The sequence below is a fragment of the Microbacterium oxydans genome, assembly GCF_900095745.1.
GTDB classification, from domain to species: Bacteria; Actinomycetota; Actinomycetes; order Actinomycetales; family Microbacteriaceae; genus Microbacterium; species Microbacterium oxydans_B.
In genome coordinates this window covers 160,808-176,484 of sequence record NZ_FMIR01000015.1, presented here as the reverse complement: position 1 = coordinate 176,484, position 15,677 = coordinate 160,808, and the positions used below count along the sequence as shown (strand labels likewise).

The following is a 15,677-nucleotide window of genomic DNA, read 5'->3' as shown; positions in this document are numbered from 1 at the left end:
GACCCCGCGATGACCTATGTGATCGCTCTGCCGTGCGTCGATGTGAAGGATAAGGCCTGCATCGACGAGTGTCCCGTCGACTGCATCTACGAGGGTGAACGGTCGTTGTACATCCACCCCGACGAGTGCGTGGATTGCGGCGCCTGCGAGCCGGTGTGTCCGGTCGAGGCCATCTACTACGAAGACGACCTGCCCGACGAGTGGCAGGACTACTACAAGGCGAACGTCGAGTTCTTCGACGAGATCGGCTCGCCCGGAGGCGCCGCCAAGACGGGGATGCTCGCCTTCGACCACCCGATCATCGCCGCGCTCGCACCACAGGGGGAACACGCATGACCATCGCCGAACCGCGCATCGCCATCGTCGGAGCAGGGCCGGCCGGCATCTACGCCGCCGACATCCTCCTCGGACTCGCCCCGACCGCGTCGATCGACCTGTTCGAGAAGCTTCCGGCGCCCTACGGCCTGGTCCGTTACGGTGTCGCCCCGGATCACCCGCGCATCCGCAAGATCACCGATGCCCTGCACGACGTGCTCGTGAACCCGCGCATCCGGCTGCTGTGCAACGTCGAGATCGGCGTCGACGTCGCGATCGAAGACCTCCGCGCAGCCTACGACGGCGTCATCGTGGCGACGGGCGCCGACCTCGATGTGCACCTCGACATCCCCGGCATCGACCTGCCCGGATCCTTCGGCGCGGCCGATTTCGTGTTCTGGTACGACGGGCATCCCGATGCGCCGCGCACCTGGCCGCTCGAGGCGGAGTCGGTCGCGGTGCTCGGGGCGGGCAACGTCGCCCTCGACGTGACGCGCATCCTCGCGAAGCACGCCTCGGCGCTGACCCACACCGATACCCCGGATGCCGTGCTCGACCAGCTTGCCGCCAGCCCGCTGCGCGACGTGCACCTGTTCGCCCGGCGCGGTCCCGCCGACGTACGCTTCTCGGCGATGGAGCTGCGCGAGCTGGCCGAGCAGGACGACGTCGACGTGATCGTCGACCCGGATGAGCTCGCCCTGGACGAGCACGCCGAGCGGATGGTCGCGCAGTTCTCCCAGCGCCGCATCATCGTGCGCACCATGACCGAGTGGGCTGCGCTCGACCCCGCGAGCCGCACGGCTTCACGCCGCATCCACCTGCACCTGCGCCAGCGTCCCGTGCGCCTCCTGGGCACGGATCGCGTGACCGGCATCGAGATGGAGCGCACGGCATCCGACGAGCTGGGCCGGATGGTCGGCACCGGCGAGCTGCTGCGCTACGACGTCGGAGCCGTGTACCGGGCCGTGGGCTATCGTTCGACACCCGTTCCCGGGATGCCGTTCGACGCCGATCTCGGAGTCGTTCCGCACGCCGAGGGACGCGTCGTGGATGCGGCGGGCGCGCCGATCCCGCGGCTGTACGCGACCGGCTGGATCAAGCGCGGGCCGGTCGGACTGATCGGCTCGACCAAGTCGGATGCCGCGCAAACCGTGCGTCACCTCGTCGACGACCTCGCGGACGCGGAGCCGATCGCGCCGGGGGAGGACCCGCTCACCCACGTCGACCACGCCGTCGATCTCGACGGCTGGCTGCGCATCGATGCGGCCGAACGCGGTGCCGGTGCGGAGCGCGGACGAGAGCGGACGAAGCTCGTCGATCGCGCGGAGATGCTCGCGCACGCGAAACTGACGCAGATGACGGAGGCCGTCCGATGACCGCGATACCCGTACCCACCCCGGTCGGCGAAGGGCTCAAGGCCGCGTTCCGCACGCACCCCGCCGGTGTGGCGATCATCACGGCATCCACTCCGGAGGGCCCCGTCGGGCTCACGGCGTCGAGTGTCGCCTCCGTGGCGGTCGACCCCGCCGCGATCGTGTTCTCGGTCACTCGTGCGACCGGCTCTGCGGGCGCGATCCTCGGTGCCGACACCTTCGTCGTCCACCTCATCGACGACGAGCACTCCGCCCTCGCACAGAGCTTCGCGGTCAGCGGCTCCGAGCGCTTCACGCCCGAGCAGGGGTGGTCGGCGCTGGAGACGGGGGAGCCGCACCTCGCCTCGGCGCGGGCCGCCCTGCGCTGCCGCACCCTGCAGACCGTGGCCGTCGGCTCGTCGACGGTCGTGATCGCCGAGGTCCTCGAAGTTGTGGCGGGGCCGCAAGGACGCCCGCTCGTGTACCTCGACCGCCGCTTCCACGCCCTCCCACACGACACCCACCACTGAACATCATCGAAAGGAAGACGCCATGTCCACTCTCTACACACTCCCCGAGCTGCCCTACGACTACTCGGCACTCGAGCCGCACATCTCCGGCAAGATCATGGAGCTGCACCACTCCAAGCACCACCAGGCCTACGTGACCGGTGCGAACACGGCACTCGAGCAGCTCGCGACGGCCCGCAGCGCCGGTGACCTCGCGAACGTCAACAAGCTCGAGAAGGACCTCGCGTTCAACCTCGGCGGCCACATCAACCACTCGGTGTTCTGGCAGAACCTCTCGCCCGAGGGCGGCGGCGCTCCGGAGGGCGAGCTCGAGGCCGCGCTCGTCGACGCGTTCGGCTCGATCGACGCCTTCCGCGCGCACTTCACCGCGACGGCGCTGGGTGTGCAGGGGTCGGGCTGGGCTGTGCTGGCCTGGGACAGCGTGGGCGCCCGCCCCGTGATCTTCCAGCTGTTCGACCAGCAGGGCAACGCGCCCCTCGGCGTCATCCCGCTGCTGCAGCTCGACGTCTGGGAGCACGCCTACTACCTCGACTACCTCAACGTGCGTGCCGACTACGTCAAGGCGTTCTGGAACCTCGTGAACTGGCCCGACGTGCAGCGCCGCTTCGAGGCCGCGCGCACCGCGACCCAGGGCCTCATCGTCGCGGGCTGATTCCCGAGGTCGACCCGGCCTCATACGTACGACCCGGCCCCCTGCGGACGTCCGCAAGGGGCCGGGTCGCACGCAAAGGGCCGGGTCGGCCCCACGGGTCGACCTAGATCAGCCGGGCGGTGGTCCCGCGCACGTTCAGCTCGTACGGCAGTGCCGACGGGATGTGCACCTCGTCGGGCGTGGTGAGCTTCGCCAGCACGGCATCCGCGGCGCGCTCGCCCTGTCCGAGCGGGAACTGGTCGACGGTGGTCAGGCGGAAGAACTCGCCGAGCTCGTGCCCGTCGATGCCGACGATCGAGAGGTCGTCCGGCACGCTGAAACCCAGGTCGCGGGCCGCCAGCAGTGCCCCGATCGCCATCTCGTCGGATGCCGCGAACACCGCGGTCGGTCGGGGGCCCGGGCGTCCGAGCAGCTGCTTCGCCGCGCGGTAGCCGCCCTCGACCGTGAAGTCCGCCGGCTCGAGGAAGGCGTGGTTCAGCGGGATCCCGGCCTTCGCCAGGGCCTTCTCGAACCCGAGGCGGCGGTTGGTGGGGATGTGGAAGTCGATGTCGAACTCGGGGTTCGCCCCGATGTGCGCGATGTCGGTGTGACCGAGGCTGATCAGATGCTCGGTGGCGAGCTGGGCGACCGCCACGTCGTCGACCGTGAGGGTGTCGAGCTTCGGGTTCGGGCCGCCGATCGCGATGACCGGCAGGCCGAGATCGAGCAGGTGCTGCGTCTCGTCGGCGTCGAGTTCGATCGCCACGGCGATGACGGCATCCACACGCTGCCGCCGCAGGAACGTGTCGAACACGTGCCGACGTACGTCCTTGTCGGCGGTGATGTTGTAGAGCGTGATGTCGTAGCCGGCGCGCATCAGCGCGGCCGAGACGCCCGACAGCACGGTGCTGAAGAACCATCGGTCGAGGAACGGCACCACGACCCCGACGTTGCGGGTGCGCCCGGACGCCAGGCTCGACGCACGTGACGAGACGACGTAGCCGAGCGACTGCGCCGCGGCTTGCACCCGCTCCCTGGCGGATTCGGACACGTGGCCGCGGCCGCTGAGCGCGCGCGAGACGGTCGCGGTGGAGACCCCGGCGAGCCGGGCGACCTCATCGATGCTGGCCATGTGTTCCTCTGAGAAGTCGTTCCGGTCGCGGTTCCTGTGGCCCGAAGTGCGCGAGCAACAGGATCCGCGACCGGAACGGGGGTTCGACCGGTCAGACCGTGGTGTACCAGACGGCGGTGTCGACCGGGATCGACGAGCCTTCGAACGGCTGGCTCTTCAGCATCACGCTCGCGTCGGCCGGCAGCTCGATCGGCTCGGTGCCGAGGTTCGCGACCACGTGCACGTCGCCGCGACGGAAGGCCACCGCGTCAGCGCCGGCATCCTCCCAGACCAGCGAACCGGCACCGAAGCCGTGCTCACGACGAGCCGCGAGCAGGCGCTTGTACAGGGCGAGCGTCGAGCCGGGGTCGACCTCCTCCACGTCGCGGGCGTAGGTCGCCCACTCGGTCGGCTGCGGGAGCCACGACAGGCCGGTCTCGTTGAAGCCGAAGGCCGGAGCCTCCGCTTCCCAGGGCAGCGGCACGCGGCATCCGTCGCGCCCGTAGCGCTTGCCCCCGGTGCGGAACCAGGTCGGGTCCTGACGGAACTCGTCCGGGATCTCCATCGCTTCGGGCAGACCGAGCTCTTCGCCCTGGTACAGGTAGGCCGAGCCGGGGAGCGCGAGCATGAGGGTGGTCGCCGCGCGGGCGCGGGCCAGGCCGATCGCGGTGTCGGGCTTGTTCGGAGTGTTCGGTCCGATGCCCTCGCCCTGGGGGTTGTCGGCCGTGAGCGCGAGGCGCGAGGCGTGCCGCACGACGTCATGGTTCGAGAGCACCCAGGTGCTGGGCGCTCCGACGCCGCCGAACTCGTCGAGCGACTCGCGGATGACGTCGCCCAGTTCCTTCGCGTTCCACGGCGTCATCAGGTACGGGAAGTTGAAGGTCTGGTGCATCTCGTCCGGACGCACCCAGAGCGCGGTCTGCTTGAGCGTCGGCATCCAGGCCTCGCCGCACAGCGCACGGTCGCCGTCGTACTCGGCGAGCACCTTGTGCCAGTCGCGGTAGATCTCGTGGACGCCATCCTGGCCCCAGTACGGCACGTTCGACTCTCCGCCGCCCATGGAGTCGGCGTCGGTCGGCGGGGTGTAGTCGGGGAGGCCCTCGGTCTTGATCATGCCGTGGGCCACGTCGACCCGGAAGCCGTCGACGCCGCGGTCGAGCCAGAAGCGCAGGATCGAGCGGAACTCCTCCTGCACCTCTTCGTTGTTCCAGTCGAAGTCGGGCTGCGTGGCGTCGAAGATGTGCAGGTACCACTGGCCGGGGGTGCCGTCGGCCTCGGTCACCCGCTGCCACATGCCGCCGCCGAACACCGACTCCCAGTTGTTGGGCGGGAGCTCGCCGTTCTCACCACGGCCGTCGCGGAAGATGTACCGCGCGCGCTCCGGGCTGCCCGGTGCCGCCTTGAGGGCTTCCTGGAACCACACGTGCTGGTCGGACGAGTGGTTCGGGACCAGGTCGACGATCACGCGGATGCCGCGGTCGTGGGCCTGGGTCAGCATCTCGTCGAAGTCGGCGAGCGTACCGAACAGCGGGTCCACGTCGCGGTAGTCCGCCACGTCGTAGCCGGCGTCGCGCTGCGGGCTGGTCATGAAGGGGCTGAGCCAGATCGCGTCGACGCCGAGTTCCTGCAGCGAGTCGAGGCGGCTGGTGATGCCCGGGAGGTCGCCGATGCCGTCGCCGGACGCGTCCGCGAAGGATCGGGGGTAGATCTGGTAGATGACGGCGCTGCGCCACCACTCGGAACCGGGGGCTGCGATCTGCTCAAGCTGTGCCATGCGAACAGGCTACTGCAAACGCTTACAGTCTTGCCAGAGCGGGCATCGAATCGGTTCGATCCGGAGCGTGCCGTCGCGGCTCAGAGCGCCAGGATGCCGCGCGATGGAGAGGGGAAGCGGGCCCCGGCCTGCACCGAGGTGAGGAGTTGGGCGTCGATGGCGTCGAGCGCGATCCGGACGGCGCCCATCGCCACCGACTCGTCGCCCAGGGTGGAGAGCACGACCCGCGGGGCGTGCGGCTGGAGCTCGTCGATGTGCGAGCGGATCGCGTCGAGGATGATCTCGCCGCCGCGAGAGATGCCGCCGCCGAGCACGATCAGCTCCGGGTCGACGGCCAGTGACATCGCCACGACCCCGGTCGCGATGCTGGCGGCGAATCCGTCCAGCGCGGCGAGCGCGTGCGGGATGCCGTCGCGCGCGGCGAGGAACATGGCTTCCCGGGTCGGCTCGACCCCGGTGCCGGCGAGCGAGTCGACGTGTCGAGGCGCTTCTGCCCACCCGAGCTGGGGTAGGGCACCGACCAGGCCCGAGCCTCCGCTGTGACCGCGGTAGAGGGAGCCGCCGATGAGGATCCCGGCACTGGTGCGGTTGCCGGAGAGGACGTAGACGACGTCGCGCGCGTCCTGCGCGCTGCCACGCCAGTGCTCGGCGATCGTGCCGAGGTTGTTGTCGCTCTCGACCCGCACGGGCACGCCCCAGCGCGTCGAGAGCGTGTCGGCCAGGTCGAGGCCGAGCCAGCCGGGGAGGCCGTTGCCTCCGTACCGGGTGACGGTGCCCGACGCGTCGATGACGCCGGGCGAGCCCACGCCGGCGCACCAGACCGCCTCCATATCGAGACCCGCTTCGGCGAGGCAGGCCTCCACGACGGTCGTGGCGAGTGCGAGCCGGTCGGCGGCGCTCGCATCCTCGTCGATCGACACTTTGTGCGAGGCGCGCGGCTGGCCTTCCAGGTCGGCGACGATGCCGAGGATCTTGTGCACGCCGATGTCGAGTCCGACGACGTGGCCCGCTTCAGCGGCGAAGCGGTAGCTGCGTGCGGGGCGCCCGGGGCGCGCACTGGCCGGGGCGTCGGCGGGGGTCACCCAGCCGAGCTCGACGAGGTCGCGCACCACGTCTTCGGCTGCCGTGCGCGAGATGCCCAGCTGGTCGGCGAGGCCGGTCACCGTGTGCTGTCCGTCGCGGACGCCGAGGAGTGCCGCATGGGTGTTCATGCGCCTCAGCAGTGAGCGGTCGCCGGAGCGTGGTGTCGTCGTCATGGTCTCCCGTACTCGAGGAGCGGATTCTCACGTCAAGTTTGGTTAGTCATCGTAGCGCGCTGTGAGCCGCAGGATCGGATCGGCGCGACCCGGGTCGAATCCAGCTCTTGACAGGGTTCTTTCGCATCCTCTAATTTTAATGCCAACTTGGATTATTATATGGAAGTCGTCATCCAGGAGTGCCGAGGCCATCACCGCTCGTGCACGATGCTCCACACCCTCGCACCCGAGCAAAGGACCAAGCAGACAATGAATCGTCAGCGAAAGACCGCGAGCGCCGTCGCCGCCGTCGCCGTTCTCTCCCTCAGCCTCACCGCATGCGCATCCGGCGCAGGACCCGCCGACGGCGGTGAAGCGAGCATCGACTACGTGATCTGGGACGCCAACGCCCTCGAGCCGTACAAGGACGTGATCGCCGCCTTCAACGAAGAGCATCCCGAGATCACGGTCAACATCCAGGCCCTCCCCTGGGACCAGTACTGGACCAAGCTGCAGACCCAGGCCTCGAGCAAGACCCTGCCGGACGTCTTCTGGATCAACGAGCCCAACGCCGGCCTGTACGCCACCAACGGCGCACTCGCTCCCGTCGACACCGCAGACGGGATGGACCCCGCGAACTTCCCGGACGCGTCGATCCAGAGCTACACCTTCGACGGCGAGCTGTACGCCGCGCCGACCGGCTACGCCACGATGGGCGTCTGGTACAACACCGCGCTCTTCGATCAGGCGGGCGTCGCCTACCCGGCCGACGGGTGGACGCAGGAGGATTTCGTCGCCGCGGCGACGGCCATCAGCACCGCGCTCGGCTCCGAAGGCGTGTTCGGCGCTGCCGCCGCCCCATGGACCGGTCAGGAGACCTCCTACAACACCATCTACCAGTCCGGCGGTGAGGTCATCTCCGAAGACGGCACCACCTCGGGCTACGACGACCCCGGCACGATCGCGGGCGTCAAGCTCTGGGTCGACCTCGCTCAGGCGGGAGTCTCCCCGTCCGTCGCGCAGATCACCGACACGCCCATCCCGCAGTACTTCACCTCGGGCAAGCTGGCCATGATGTGGTCCGGCCCGTGGAACGCGAATTCTCTGAAGGACAGCGAGATCGCCGATACTGTGGCGGTCGCTCCGCTGCCGACCGGAGAGTCCGACCTCGTCACCACGATCCAGGGCGGCGCCGACGCCGTGTCGGCCTACTCGGAGAACAAAGAGGCCGCGCAGACCTTCCAGGCCTTCCTCGCCTCGAAGGAGGCCCAGGAGCTCTACGGAGCCGCGGGCCTCGGCATCCCCGCCTTCAACGGCGTCGCCTCGAGCTTCACCGACGCCTTCCCGCAGTGGGACCTCTCGCTGTTCAGCGACCAGGCCGCGCACGCGGCTCCGTACCCCGTGTCGCTGAACACCGCGGCATGGAACACGCTCGAGAACGAGTACCTCACCAAGGCGTGGAGCGGCGAGCTCACCGTCGAGGAGGCCTGCAAGCAACTGGCCGCCGCGATGAACGAGGTGCTCGCCGCCGAGAAGAAGTGATGACCACCACCACAGCGAGTCGCGGGCGGGTGGTGGCTCCGGCCGCCACCCGCCCCGTGCGGCGCTCGCAGAAGTACGACGGAGTCTGGCCGTGGATCTTCCTCGTGCCGATCCTCGTGCCCCTGGCCGTCTTCTTCATCTGGCCGCTGCTGCGCACGTTCTACTACAGCTTCACCACCTGGGGCTTCTTCGGAGACGTGAGCTGGGCGGGAATCGACAACTACGTCCGCCTGTTCAACGATCCGGACTTCGCGCTCGCGCTCGGCAACACCGCCATCTACACCGCGATCGTGATGCTCAACGTGCCGATCGCCGTGTACCTCGCAGCGCTCATCAACCGGCCGGGTCTGCGGTTCAAAGGTCTCTACCGCACGCTGTACTTCCTGCCGGTGGTCACGATGCCGGTCGCGGTCGCCATCGTCTGGCGGATGCTCTACAGCGGGGACTTCGGTCTGATCAACGCCTTCCTCGGACTCTTCGGAATCCAGGGGCCGTACTGGCTCTCGACGCCGGGGCTCTCCCTCGTCGCGGTCGCCATCGTCGGCATCTGGCTCTCGCTCGGCTTCAACATCATCGTGTTCAGCGCGGGCCTCTCCAGCATCCCGCCGGACCTGTATGAGGCGGCGTCGATCGACGGGGCGAGTCCCGCGCGGCAGTTCCGCAGCATCACGCTTCCGCTGCTCACCCCGACGATCTTCTTCATCAGCGTGCTGACCTTGATCGGCGGCTTCCAGGTCTTCGATCTGATCTTCGTGATGCTGGGCACCGGTCCCAACGCCGCCCGATCGCAGACCCTCGTGTACTTCTTCTACAACGAGGGCTTCCTGCAGAACGACAAGGGGTACGCGACCGCGATCGGCGTCGTGATCATCGTGATGATCGCGATCCTCACCGCCATCCAGTTCCGTCTTCAGAAGAAGTGGGTGCACTATGAGTGACCGTCTCGCGCAGAGCCGGCGGGGTCGGCGTTCCGGTCGGCAGCTCGGTGCACATGCCGTGCTCCTGATCGGCGGCGTGGTCATGGTCTCGCCGTTCATCTATCAGGTGCTGGCGACCTTCATGACGAACGGGCAGATCACCTCGGTGCCGCCCACGCTCTGGCCGACGCAGTGGAACCTCGACAACTACGTGGGTGTCTTCGCTCAGGTCCCCTTCCTCCGCCAGATGCTGAACACCGTCATCATCACCGTTCTGACCACGGTCGCGACGCTCATCCTCTGCGCGCTCGGGGGATACGCGTTCGCGCGGATGCGGTTCTTCGCCAAGGGTCCGCTGTTCGCGATCGTGCTCTCCATGCTGATGGTGCCGGGAACGCTTCTGCTCATTCCGCAGTACCAGACCGTGCAGAGCTTCGGCTGGCTCAACTCCTTCGCGGGCATCGTCGTCCCCGGATTGGTAAACGCCTTCGGGATCTTCATGATGCGGCAGTTCTTCCTCGGACTGCCCAAGGAGCTCGAAGAGGCGGCACGGCTCGACGGTGCGAACCCCGGCCAGGTGTTCTGGCAGGTCATGCTCCCGCTGGCGAAGCCGGGACTGAGCGCCCTCGCGATCCTCACCGCCCTCGCGTCCTGGTCCTCCCTGCTCTGGCCGCTCGTCATCGTGAACAGCCAGGACATGATGCCGCTCGCCGTCGGGCTCGCATCGTTCACGGGAGAGCACGGCTCCGAGTACCCGTCGATGCTCGCCGCGGCGCTCATGGCGATGCTGCCGATCATGATCCTGTTCCTCGTGATGCAGCGTCGCGTCATCGAGGGCATCGCCTTCTCCGGTCTCAAAGGCTGAGACCGACCTTCCGAAAGGACAGCTCGATGAAGAGACGTACGTTCCTCGGCGTCATGGCCGCACCCATGCTGATCGCCCTCGTGGACGGCAACGCCCGACCGGCATCCGCCTTCGCGGGCACCGGGGCCGCGTCGGTGCATCCGCTCACGACGACGGCGGGGCGGTCGACGTTCCGGGTGGGGACCCATCGCGGCGCTCCCTGCCTCTTCGTCGACGACGCCCCGCGGTTCCCGATGTATCTGTTCGAGCAGGAGGTGTCGGTCGCCGATGGGCAGACGTTCACCGACGCCGGGGTGGAGTTCTACTCGTTCATCGAGAAGGACACCTACCTCGACCTCGGCTGGACCGGCGCCGGCACGCAGAACTTCACAGTGATCGACCGCGTGATGCAGACGTTCGAGGATCATGTGCCGAGCGGCTATGCCATGCCGCGGGTGCACCTGTGGGCGCCTGACTGGTGGCTCGACGCCCACCCCGACGACCTGGTCGACTATGCGATCGACCCCGGAACGGCCGACATCCCCCGCGACGCCTCCTTCGCCTCTGCGACCTGGCGCACGGAGGCGGGTGCCAAGCTCCGCACGATGGTGCGGCACATCCTGGACGGACCGCAAGGCGACCGGACCATGGGCATCACGCTCGCCGGCGGACTCTACGGCGAGTGGCTCTGCTACAACGCGGAGTACCTGCCCGACACGAGCGAGGCCATGCGCACCGCTTGGATAGGGCATCTCAAGGCGAAGTACGCGAACAGCGTCGCGCAGCTCCGTGCCGCGTGGGGCGACCCGGCCGTCACCTTTGACACCGTGGCGATCCCGGGCACAGGGGAGCGGCGGGAGACGGCGAACGGGCTGTTCCGCGATCCGGCCGCGTCGCGCCGCGTGCTGGACTACTACGAGAGTCATCACCGTGTCGTCGTGGAGGCTATCGATCACTTCGCCTCGATCGTCAAGGACGAGAGCGACGGCACGCTTCTCACGTCCGTCCTCTACGGCTACACCCCGGACCAGGGGTACATGCCGCAGGAGCAGCACCACCGCGCCGTGGCCGCACTGCACCGGCTCGACTCCGTCGATCTGGTCACCTCGCCGCACTCCTACTATCGGCGTGCTCCCGGTGACGACGGCGCCTACCGCACCTATACCGAGAGCCTCGCGCTGCATGGCAAGCTCTTCATCGACGAGGCAGACGACCGCACGCACCTCGCGACGAGCCCCATCCTGTTCATCTACGCGACCACCATGGCCGAATCCCTCGGCATCATCCGTCGGGCTTTCGGTCAGGCTGTGACCCACGCTACGGGCATGTGGTACATGGATCACTCCTCGGGACTCTGGTACGCCGATCCTGCATTCGGTGCGGAGTTCGCGAAGCTCAAGCACTGGGGCGACTACTCGATGAACGTCTCGCGCGCCCGGTCCTCGGAGGTCGCCGTGATCAGCGTGCCGACCGCCGAGCTCGTGCTCGGCGGCGAGACCGACACGACGGCCAAGCTCTACGAAGGGCCGTCTCTCGGCAGCCGCCAGGGCATCGGCGAGCTGAGCCGCGCGGGAGCGCCCTTCGACCGCTTCACGATCGACGACCTGGTCGACGGGCTGGTCCCCACGCACTACAAGGTCTACGTGTTCCCCGACGCCTTCCGCCTGAACGCCGCCCAGCGGGTAGCGATCACCGCGCTCAAGTCCGGTGGCCGCACGCTCGTCTGGGGCTGGGCACCCGGGTACGCGGGAGACTCCGGCCTCTCGAAGGCCGACGTCGAGGCGCTCACCGGGTTCAGCCTCACGCAGGTCAACGCTCCTGCGGCGTCACCACCCGACCCGAGCACACCGCTGGACAGCGAGGACTTCGAGTCCGGCAGCTTCGCGGGCACGGGGTACTCGGCCGGGGCGGGCGGTGCGACAGGGACGATCATCGCGACGGCGGGCGAGGTGATCGGCGGGACGCGATCAGTCAAAGGCAGCGCACCGGCCAGCACCGACTGGCACGAGTACCTCTACACGAAGGCCGCGTCGATCCCGCTCGAAGCCAACGCGACCTATCGGGTGAAGTTCCGTGGCCGCACGATCACTGCCCCGGGTGCCGGCGCATACTTCTATTTCGTCGCCCGCACCGGCACCGGCGGCGTGCCGCAGGATGTCGGTTCGAATCAGTGGAGCGATGCTCCCGGATCGGTCTACACGAAGGAGTTCGAGTTCACGCTCAAGAACTACAGCGACTACTACCTGATCTGGGGCATCCACGACGGGGGCGCGATCACCGTCGACGACATCACGATCACGAAGGTCAAGAACGCGGGGCTCGCGCCGATGAGCTACCACCTGGACTCGGCCGCGTTCCCCGGCGTCACGGAGACCTTCGGAGGCGAGATCGCCCTCGAACCGCTGTTCCTCCCGAGCGGGAGCGGATTCACCACGCTCGCCCGCTCGGCCGAGAGCACACCGCGGCCCGTGATCGCGAGGAAGACGCTGACCGGGTGGACCTCGGTGCTCGCCAGCACTCCGCCGATCCCGTCTCCGGTGCTGCGCAAGCTGTACAGCGACGCGGGGGTGCACGTGTACACCGGAGGCGACGACAACCTCGAGGCCAACGCCGCCTGGATCAGCCTGCATGCGAAGACCGCGGGGACGAAGACCGTCACTCTGCCGACCGCGGGCCCGCTCTACGACACGGGGAGCGAAACGCTCCTCGGTCTGTCCACGACCACGGCAACCTTCACGATGGCGAAGGGTGACACGGTGCTCCTCACCCGGAGCAACCCGCTGGTCACCGGTGGAGTCGTCTTCGGCTTCGAGACGGGGTCCTTCGCCACCAGCCACTTCACGGGAGGGTTCGGCGGATCGTACGGCACCATCACCAGCACCCCGTCGCAGGTCGTCTCGGGCAGCCACTCCGCCTACGGGGCGGCGCCTGCAACGACCGACTGGTACGAGTTCCTCTACTCGAATCCCGCGACGATCGCGCTCAGCCCGGATACCTCGTACACCGTGGAGTTCGTCACCAAGACCGGCGCGCTTCCCGGGAGCGGCGGTCACTTCTACTTCCTCGCGCGATCGCAGGCGACAGGAGCGCCGAGCGACCGGGGTGTGACGAGCTGGACCGATCCGGTCGGGACCGTGCAGAAGAGATCCGTCACGTTCACGACCGGCAACCACACCGACTACCGCCTCATCTGGGGCCTGCACAACGGAGGGGCGCTCTCTGTCGATGACATCCTCATCTCACGCAATGACTGACCGCGGATATCGGCCGACACCGATCCTGATCGAGACCGATCTCTGCGACGACGTGGACGATGCCGGGGCGATCGCGGTCGCGCACGCCCTCGCCGACCGCGGGCTCGTCGAGATCCTCGGCATCGGCATCAACACCTCCGGCCACTGGAGCCACAGTGCCGCCCGCGTGCTGAACGACTACTACGGCAGGGCCGAGATCCCCGTCGGGATCCGGCATCCGATCACCGACGAGATCGGGCCGGAAGACTACGCGCGGGCGATCAGCAGGATGCATCCGCATGCCGCGACACCGGACGTGATGCCGGACGCGGTCGCGGTGCTCAGGGAAGCCCTCGCCGGAGCCGATGACGGCACGGTGACGGTCGTCTCGATCGGCTACTTCGGAAACCTGGTCGCGCTGCTGGACACCCCCGCCGACGCTCTCAGCGCTCTGAGCGGACGCGAGCTCGTGGCCGCGAAGGTCGCACGCGCCGTCGTGATGGGCGGTGTCTTCGGCACGCGCGCCCGGCCCGACCTCGGTGCGGAGCCGCTCGCGGAGACCAACTTCGCGCACGAACCGGGACACACCGCACGGTTCCTCGCGGAGTGGCCGAGCCCGGTGGACTTCGTGGGATGGGAGACCGCGGCCGACGTCATCACCGGTCGCACCCTCTCGGCCACCCAGGGTGACGACAGCCCGGTGGCGATCGCGTACTCCCTGCACAGCGGCAAGGGGATCGGACGCCCGAGCTGGGACCTGCTCGCGGTGATGCTCGCCGCCGGTGAGCTCGACGGACGCGTCGCCTGGAGCGGACTCGGCACCGTGTCGCTCGACGAGGCGGCGGGCACCCTGTGGGCCCCCTCTGCGAGCGGACGCCACCGGTATGCGGTCACCGTCGTCGGTCCGGAGGATCTTTCCGGACTCATCGACGACCACTTGGGACGCCCGCCCCTCGCGGGTGCCTGGGGTGCCATCCGACAGGAAACGGAGCTCGACGCATGGCGCTGAGGATCGCGGTCGCGGGCGCAGGATCCCGCGCGGAATTGGCCACCTTCCTTCCCCGGTTCGGAGCGGAGATCGTGGCGGTCGCCGACCCTGCTGCGCGAGGCCGGGAACGCGCGGGCTCGCTGTTCGGACCCGACGTCCTGGTCGTCGAAGACCATCGTGCACTCATCGACCTCGACCTCGATGCCGTCTTCGTGCTGACGCCCGACCATACGCACGCCGAGGTCGCCGTCGACCTTCTCCAGGCCGGCATCGCCGTGTATCTCGAGAAGCCGATCGCGACGCGGCTCGACGATGCCGATCGCATCCTCGAGACCGCCTTCCGCACGCGCACTCGCCTCGCCGTCGGTCACAACATGCGCCACATGCCGATGGTGCGACTGTTGAAGCGGCTGATCGACGAGGGGACGATCGGCGAGGTGAAGACCGTGTGGTGCCGGCACTTCGTCGGCCACGGCGGTGACTTCTACTTCAAGGACTGGCACGCCGAGCGAGCGAAGACGACCGGGCTGCTGCTGCAGAAGGGCGCGCACGACATCGACGTGATCCACTGGCTGGCGGGAGCCCCGAGCCGTGACGTGGTCGCGATGGGCGACCTCATGGTCTACGGCGACGTCGAGGATCGGCGCGACAACTCCGACCGGATGATGGGCACCCTCGCGAGCCTCGACAACTGGCCGCCGCTCGCGCAGACCGAGCTCAACCCGGTGATCGACATCGAGGACGTGTCGATCATGACGATGCGTCTCGGCAACGGGGTACTCGCCAGCTACGAGCAGTGCGCGTTCTCGCCCGACTACTGGCGCAACTACACGGTGATCGGCACGGAGGGACGCCTGGAGAACCTCGGCGACTCCGACGGCGGCGTGGTGCGGTTGTGGAACAGGCGATCCGAATACAACGGCGCCGGGGACAGGGACTACGAGATCCCTCTCGGCGAGGGCACCCACGGTGGGGCGGATGTCGCGATCGTCGAGGAGTTCCTGGGGTTCCTCCGTGGAGAGCGCCAGCTCGAGACGTCTCCCTCCGAGGCCAGGGACAGCGTCGCCGCGGGCATCGCGGCAACCGCGTCGTTGCGCGCGGGGGCGATGCCGCAGCGGGTTCCGGAGCTCGATCCGCAGGTGAAGGCGTACTTCGACGGCGGACAGGTGAGCGCCCGCGAGGCGCGTCGATGAGCACAGCATCGT

General features: G+C 68.4%; 13 protein-coding genes. 10 read left to right on the top strand and 3 right to left on the bottom strand.

Annotated features, from left to right (window positions below):
* Positions 1-9 precede the first annotated feature (9 nt).
* The 4 genes from fdxA to BQ2383_RS08900 are packed head-to-tail and all read left to right on the top strand — an operon-like array spanning position 10 to position 2,849.
* Complete coding sequence (fdxA, locus tag BQ2383_RS08915; protein WP_091032694.1) at positions 10-336, top strand: ferredoxin; 327 nt, start codon at positions 10-12, stop codon at positions 334-336.
* Positions 333-1,691: an FAD-dependent oxidoreductase gene (locus BQ2383_RS08910; RefSeq protein ID WP_091032691.1), complete on the top strand. Its 1,359-nt coding sequence runs from the start codon at positions 333-335 to the stop codon at positions 1,689-1,691. Before fdxA ends, BQ2383_RS08910 begins: the two co-directional genes overlap by 4 nt.
* Positions 1,688-2,197, top strand: coding sequence for a flavin reductase family protein (locus BQ2383_RS08905; RefSeq protein WP_091032688.1), 510 nt, complete (start codon positions 1,688-1,690; stop codon positions 2,195-2,197). The genes BQ2383_RS08910 and BQ2383_RS08905 overlap by 4 nt, the downstream gene beginning before the upstream one ends.
* A gap of 22 nt (positions 2,198-2,219) precedes the next feature.
* Entirely contained in the window at positions 2,220-2,849 is a 630-nt protein-coding gene (locus tag BQ2383_RS08900; RefSeq protein WP_091032686.1) for a superoxide dismutase, read from the top strand.
* 103 nt (positions 2,850-2,952) lie between these two features.
* Here the strand turns inward: BQ2383_RS08900 and BQ2383_RS08895 are convergent, their stop codons facing one another.
* The 3 genes from BQ2383_RS08895 to BQ2383_RS08885 form a co-directional block, all read right to left on the bottom strand.
* Positions 2,953-3,960 carry a LacI family DNA-binding transcriptional regulator gene (locus tag BQ2383_RS08895; protein WP_091032683.1) on the bottom strand — a complete coding sequence of 336 codons (1,008 nt, stop codon included), beginning with the start codon at positions 3,958-3,960 and terminating at the stop codon, positions 2,953-2,955.
* Between the two features lie 91 nt (positions 3,961-4,051).
* Positions 4,052-5,713 carry a glycoside hydrolase family 13 protein gene (locus tag BQ2383_RS08890; protein ID WP_091032679.1) on the bottom strand — a complete coding sequence of 554 codons (1,662 nt, stop codon included), beginning with the start codon at positions 5,711-5,713 and terminating at the stop codon, positions 4,052-4,054.
* 80 nt (positions 5,714-5,793) lie between these two features.
* Entirely contained in the window at positions 5,794-6,969 is a 1,176-nt protein-coding gene (locus BQ2383_RS08885) for an ROK family transcriptional regulator (protein ID WP_091032677.1), read from the bottom strand.
* 249 nt (positions 6,970-7,218) lie between these two features.
* Here BQ2383_RS08885 and BQ2383_RS08880 point away from each other — a divergent pair, with 249 nt between their 5' ends.
* Genes BQ2383_RS08880 through BQ2383_RS08855 form a run of 6 tightly spaced genes read left to right on the top strand, consistent with a single transcriptional unit; the run spans position 7,219 to position 15,665 of the window.
* Positions 7,219-8,490 (top strand): ABC transporter substrate-binding protein, encoded by a 1,272-nt coding sequence (locus tag BQ2383_RS08880; protein WP_167381578.1) that lies wholly within the window; start codon positions 7,219-7,221, stop codon positions 8,488-8,490.
* Entirely contained in the window at positions 8,490-9,428 is a 939-nt protein-coding gene (locus tag BQ2383_RS08875; protein ID WP_091032672.1) for a carbohydrate ABC transporter permease, read from the top strand. Before BQ2383_RS08880 ends, BQ2383_RS08875 begins: the two co-directional genes overlap by 1 nt.
* Positions 9,421-10,272 (top strand): carbohydrate ABC transporter permease, encoded by an 852-nt coding sequence (locus BQ2383_RS08870; protein WP_091032668.1) that lies wholly within the window; start codon positions 9,421-9,423, stop codon positions 10,270-10,272. Before BQ2383_RS08875 ends, BQ2383_RS08870 begins: the two co-directional genes overlap by 8 nt.
* A gap of 26 nt (positions 10,273-10,298) precedes the next feature.
* Positions 10,299-13,505 carry a hypothetical protein gene (locus BQ2383_RS08865; RefSeq protein ID WP_091032665.1) on the top strand — a complete coding sequence of 1,069 codons (3,207 nt, stop codon included), beginning with the start codon at positions 10,299-10,301 and terminating at the stop codon, positions 13,503-13,505.
* Positions 13,498-14,493, top strand: coding sequence for a nucleoside hydrolase (locus BQ2383_RS08860; protein ID WP_167381577.1), 996 nt, complete (start codon positions 13,498-13,500; stop codon positions 14,491-14,493). Before BQ2383_RS08865 ends, BQ2383_RS08860 begins: the two co-directional genes overlap by 8 nt.
* Positions 14,484-15,665: a Gfo/Idh/MocA family protein gene (locus BQ2383_RS08855; protein WP_091032660.1), complete on the top strand. Its 1,182-nt coding sequence runs from the start codon at positions 14,484-14,486 to the stop codon at positions 15,663-15,665. Before BQ2383_RS08860 ends, BQ2383_RS08855 begins: the two co-directional genes overlap by 10 nt.
* Positions 15,666-15,677: the final 12 nt, after the last annotated feature.

What these genes read in the sequence shown, in the direction of transcription:
- fdxA (WP_091032694.1), top strand. Translation starts at nt 10, where the DNA reads ATGACCTATGTGATCGCTCTGCCGTGCGTCGATGTGAAGGATAAGGCC.
- BQ2383_RS08900 (WP_091032686.1), top strand. Translation starts at nt 2,220, where the DNA reads ATGTCCACTCTCTACACACTCCCCGAGCTGCCCTACGACTACTCGGCA.
- BQ2383_RS08870 (WP_091032668.1), top strand. Translation starts at nt 9,421, where the DNA reads ATGAGTGACCGTCTCGCGCAGAGCCGGCGGGGTCGGCGTTCCGGTCGG.
- BQ2383_RS08885 (WP_091032677.1), bottom strand. Translation starts at nt 6,969, where the DNA reads ATGACGACGACACCACGCTCCGGCGACCGCTCACTGCTGAGGCGCATG.
- BQ2383_RS08875 (WP_091032672.1), top strand. Translation starts at nt 8,490, where the DNA reads ATGACCACCACCACAGCGAGTCGCGGGCGGGTGGTGGCTCCGGCCGCC.
- BQ2383_RS08890 (WP_091032679.1), bottom strand. Translation starts at nt 5,713, where the DNA reads ATGGCACAGCTTGAGCAGATCGCAGCCCCCGGTTCCGAGTGGTGGCGC.
- BQ2383_RS08910 (WP_091032691.1), top strand. Translation starts at nt 333, where the DNA reads ATGACCATCGCCGAACCGCGCATCGCCATCGTCGGAGCAGGGCCGGCC.
- BQ2383_RS08895 (WP_091032683.1), bottom strand. Translation starts at nt 3,960, where the DNA reads ATGGCCAGCATCGATGAGGTCGCCCGGCTCGCCGGGGTCTCCACCGCG.
- BQ2383_RS08880 (WP_167381578.1), top strand. Translation starts at nt 7,219, where the DNA reads ATGAATCGTCAGCGAAAGACCGCGAGCGCCGTCGCCGCCGTCGCCGTT.
- BQ2383_RS08860 (WP_167381577.1), top strand. Translation starts at nt 13,498, where the DNA reads ATGACTGACCGCGGATATCGGCCGACACCGATCCTGATCGAGACCGAT.
- BQ2383_RS08865 (WP_091032665.1), top strand. Translation starts at nt 10,299, where the DNA reads ATGAAGAGACGTACGTTCCTCGGCGTCATGGCCGCACCCATGCTGATC.
- BQ2383_RS08905 (WP_091032688.1), top strand. Translation starts at nt 1,688, where the DNA reads ATGACCGCGATACCCGTACCCACCCCGGTCGGCGAAGGGCTCAAGGCC.
- BQ2383_RS08855 (WP_091032660.1), top strand. Translation starts at nt 14,484, where the DNA reads ATGGCGCTGAGGATCGCGGTCGCGGGCGCAGGATCCCGCGCGGAATTG.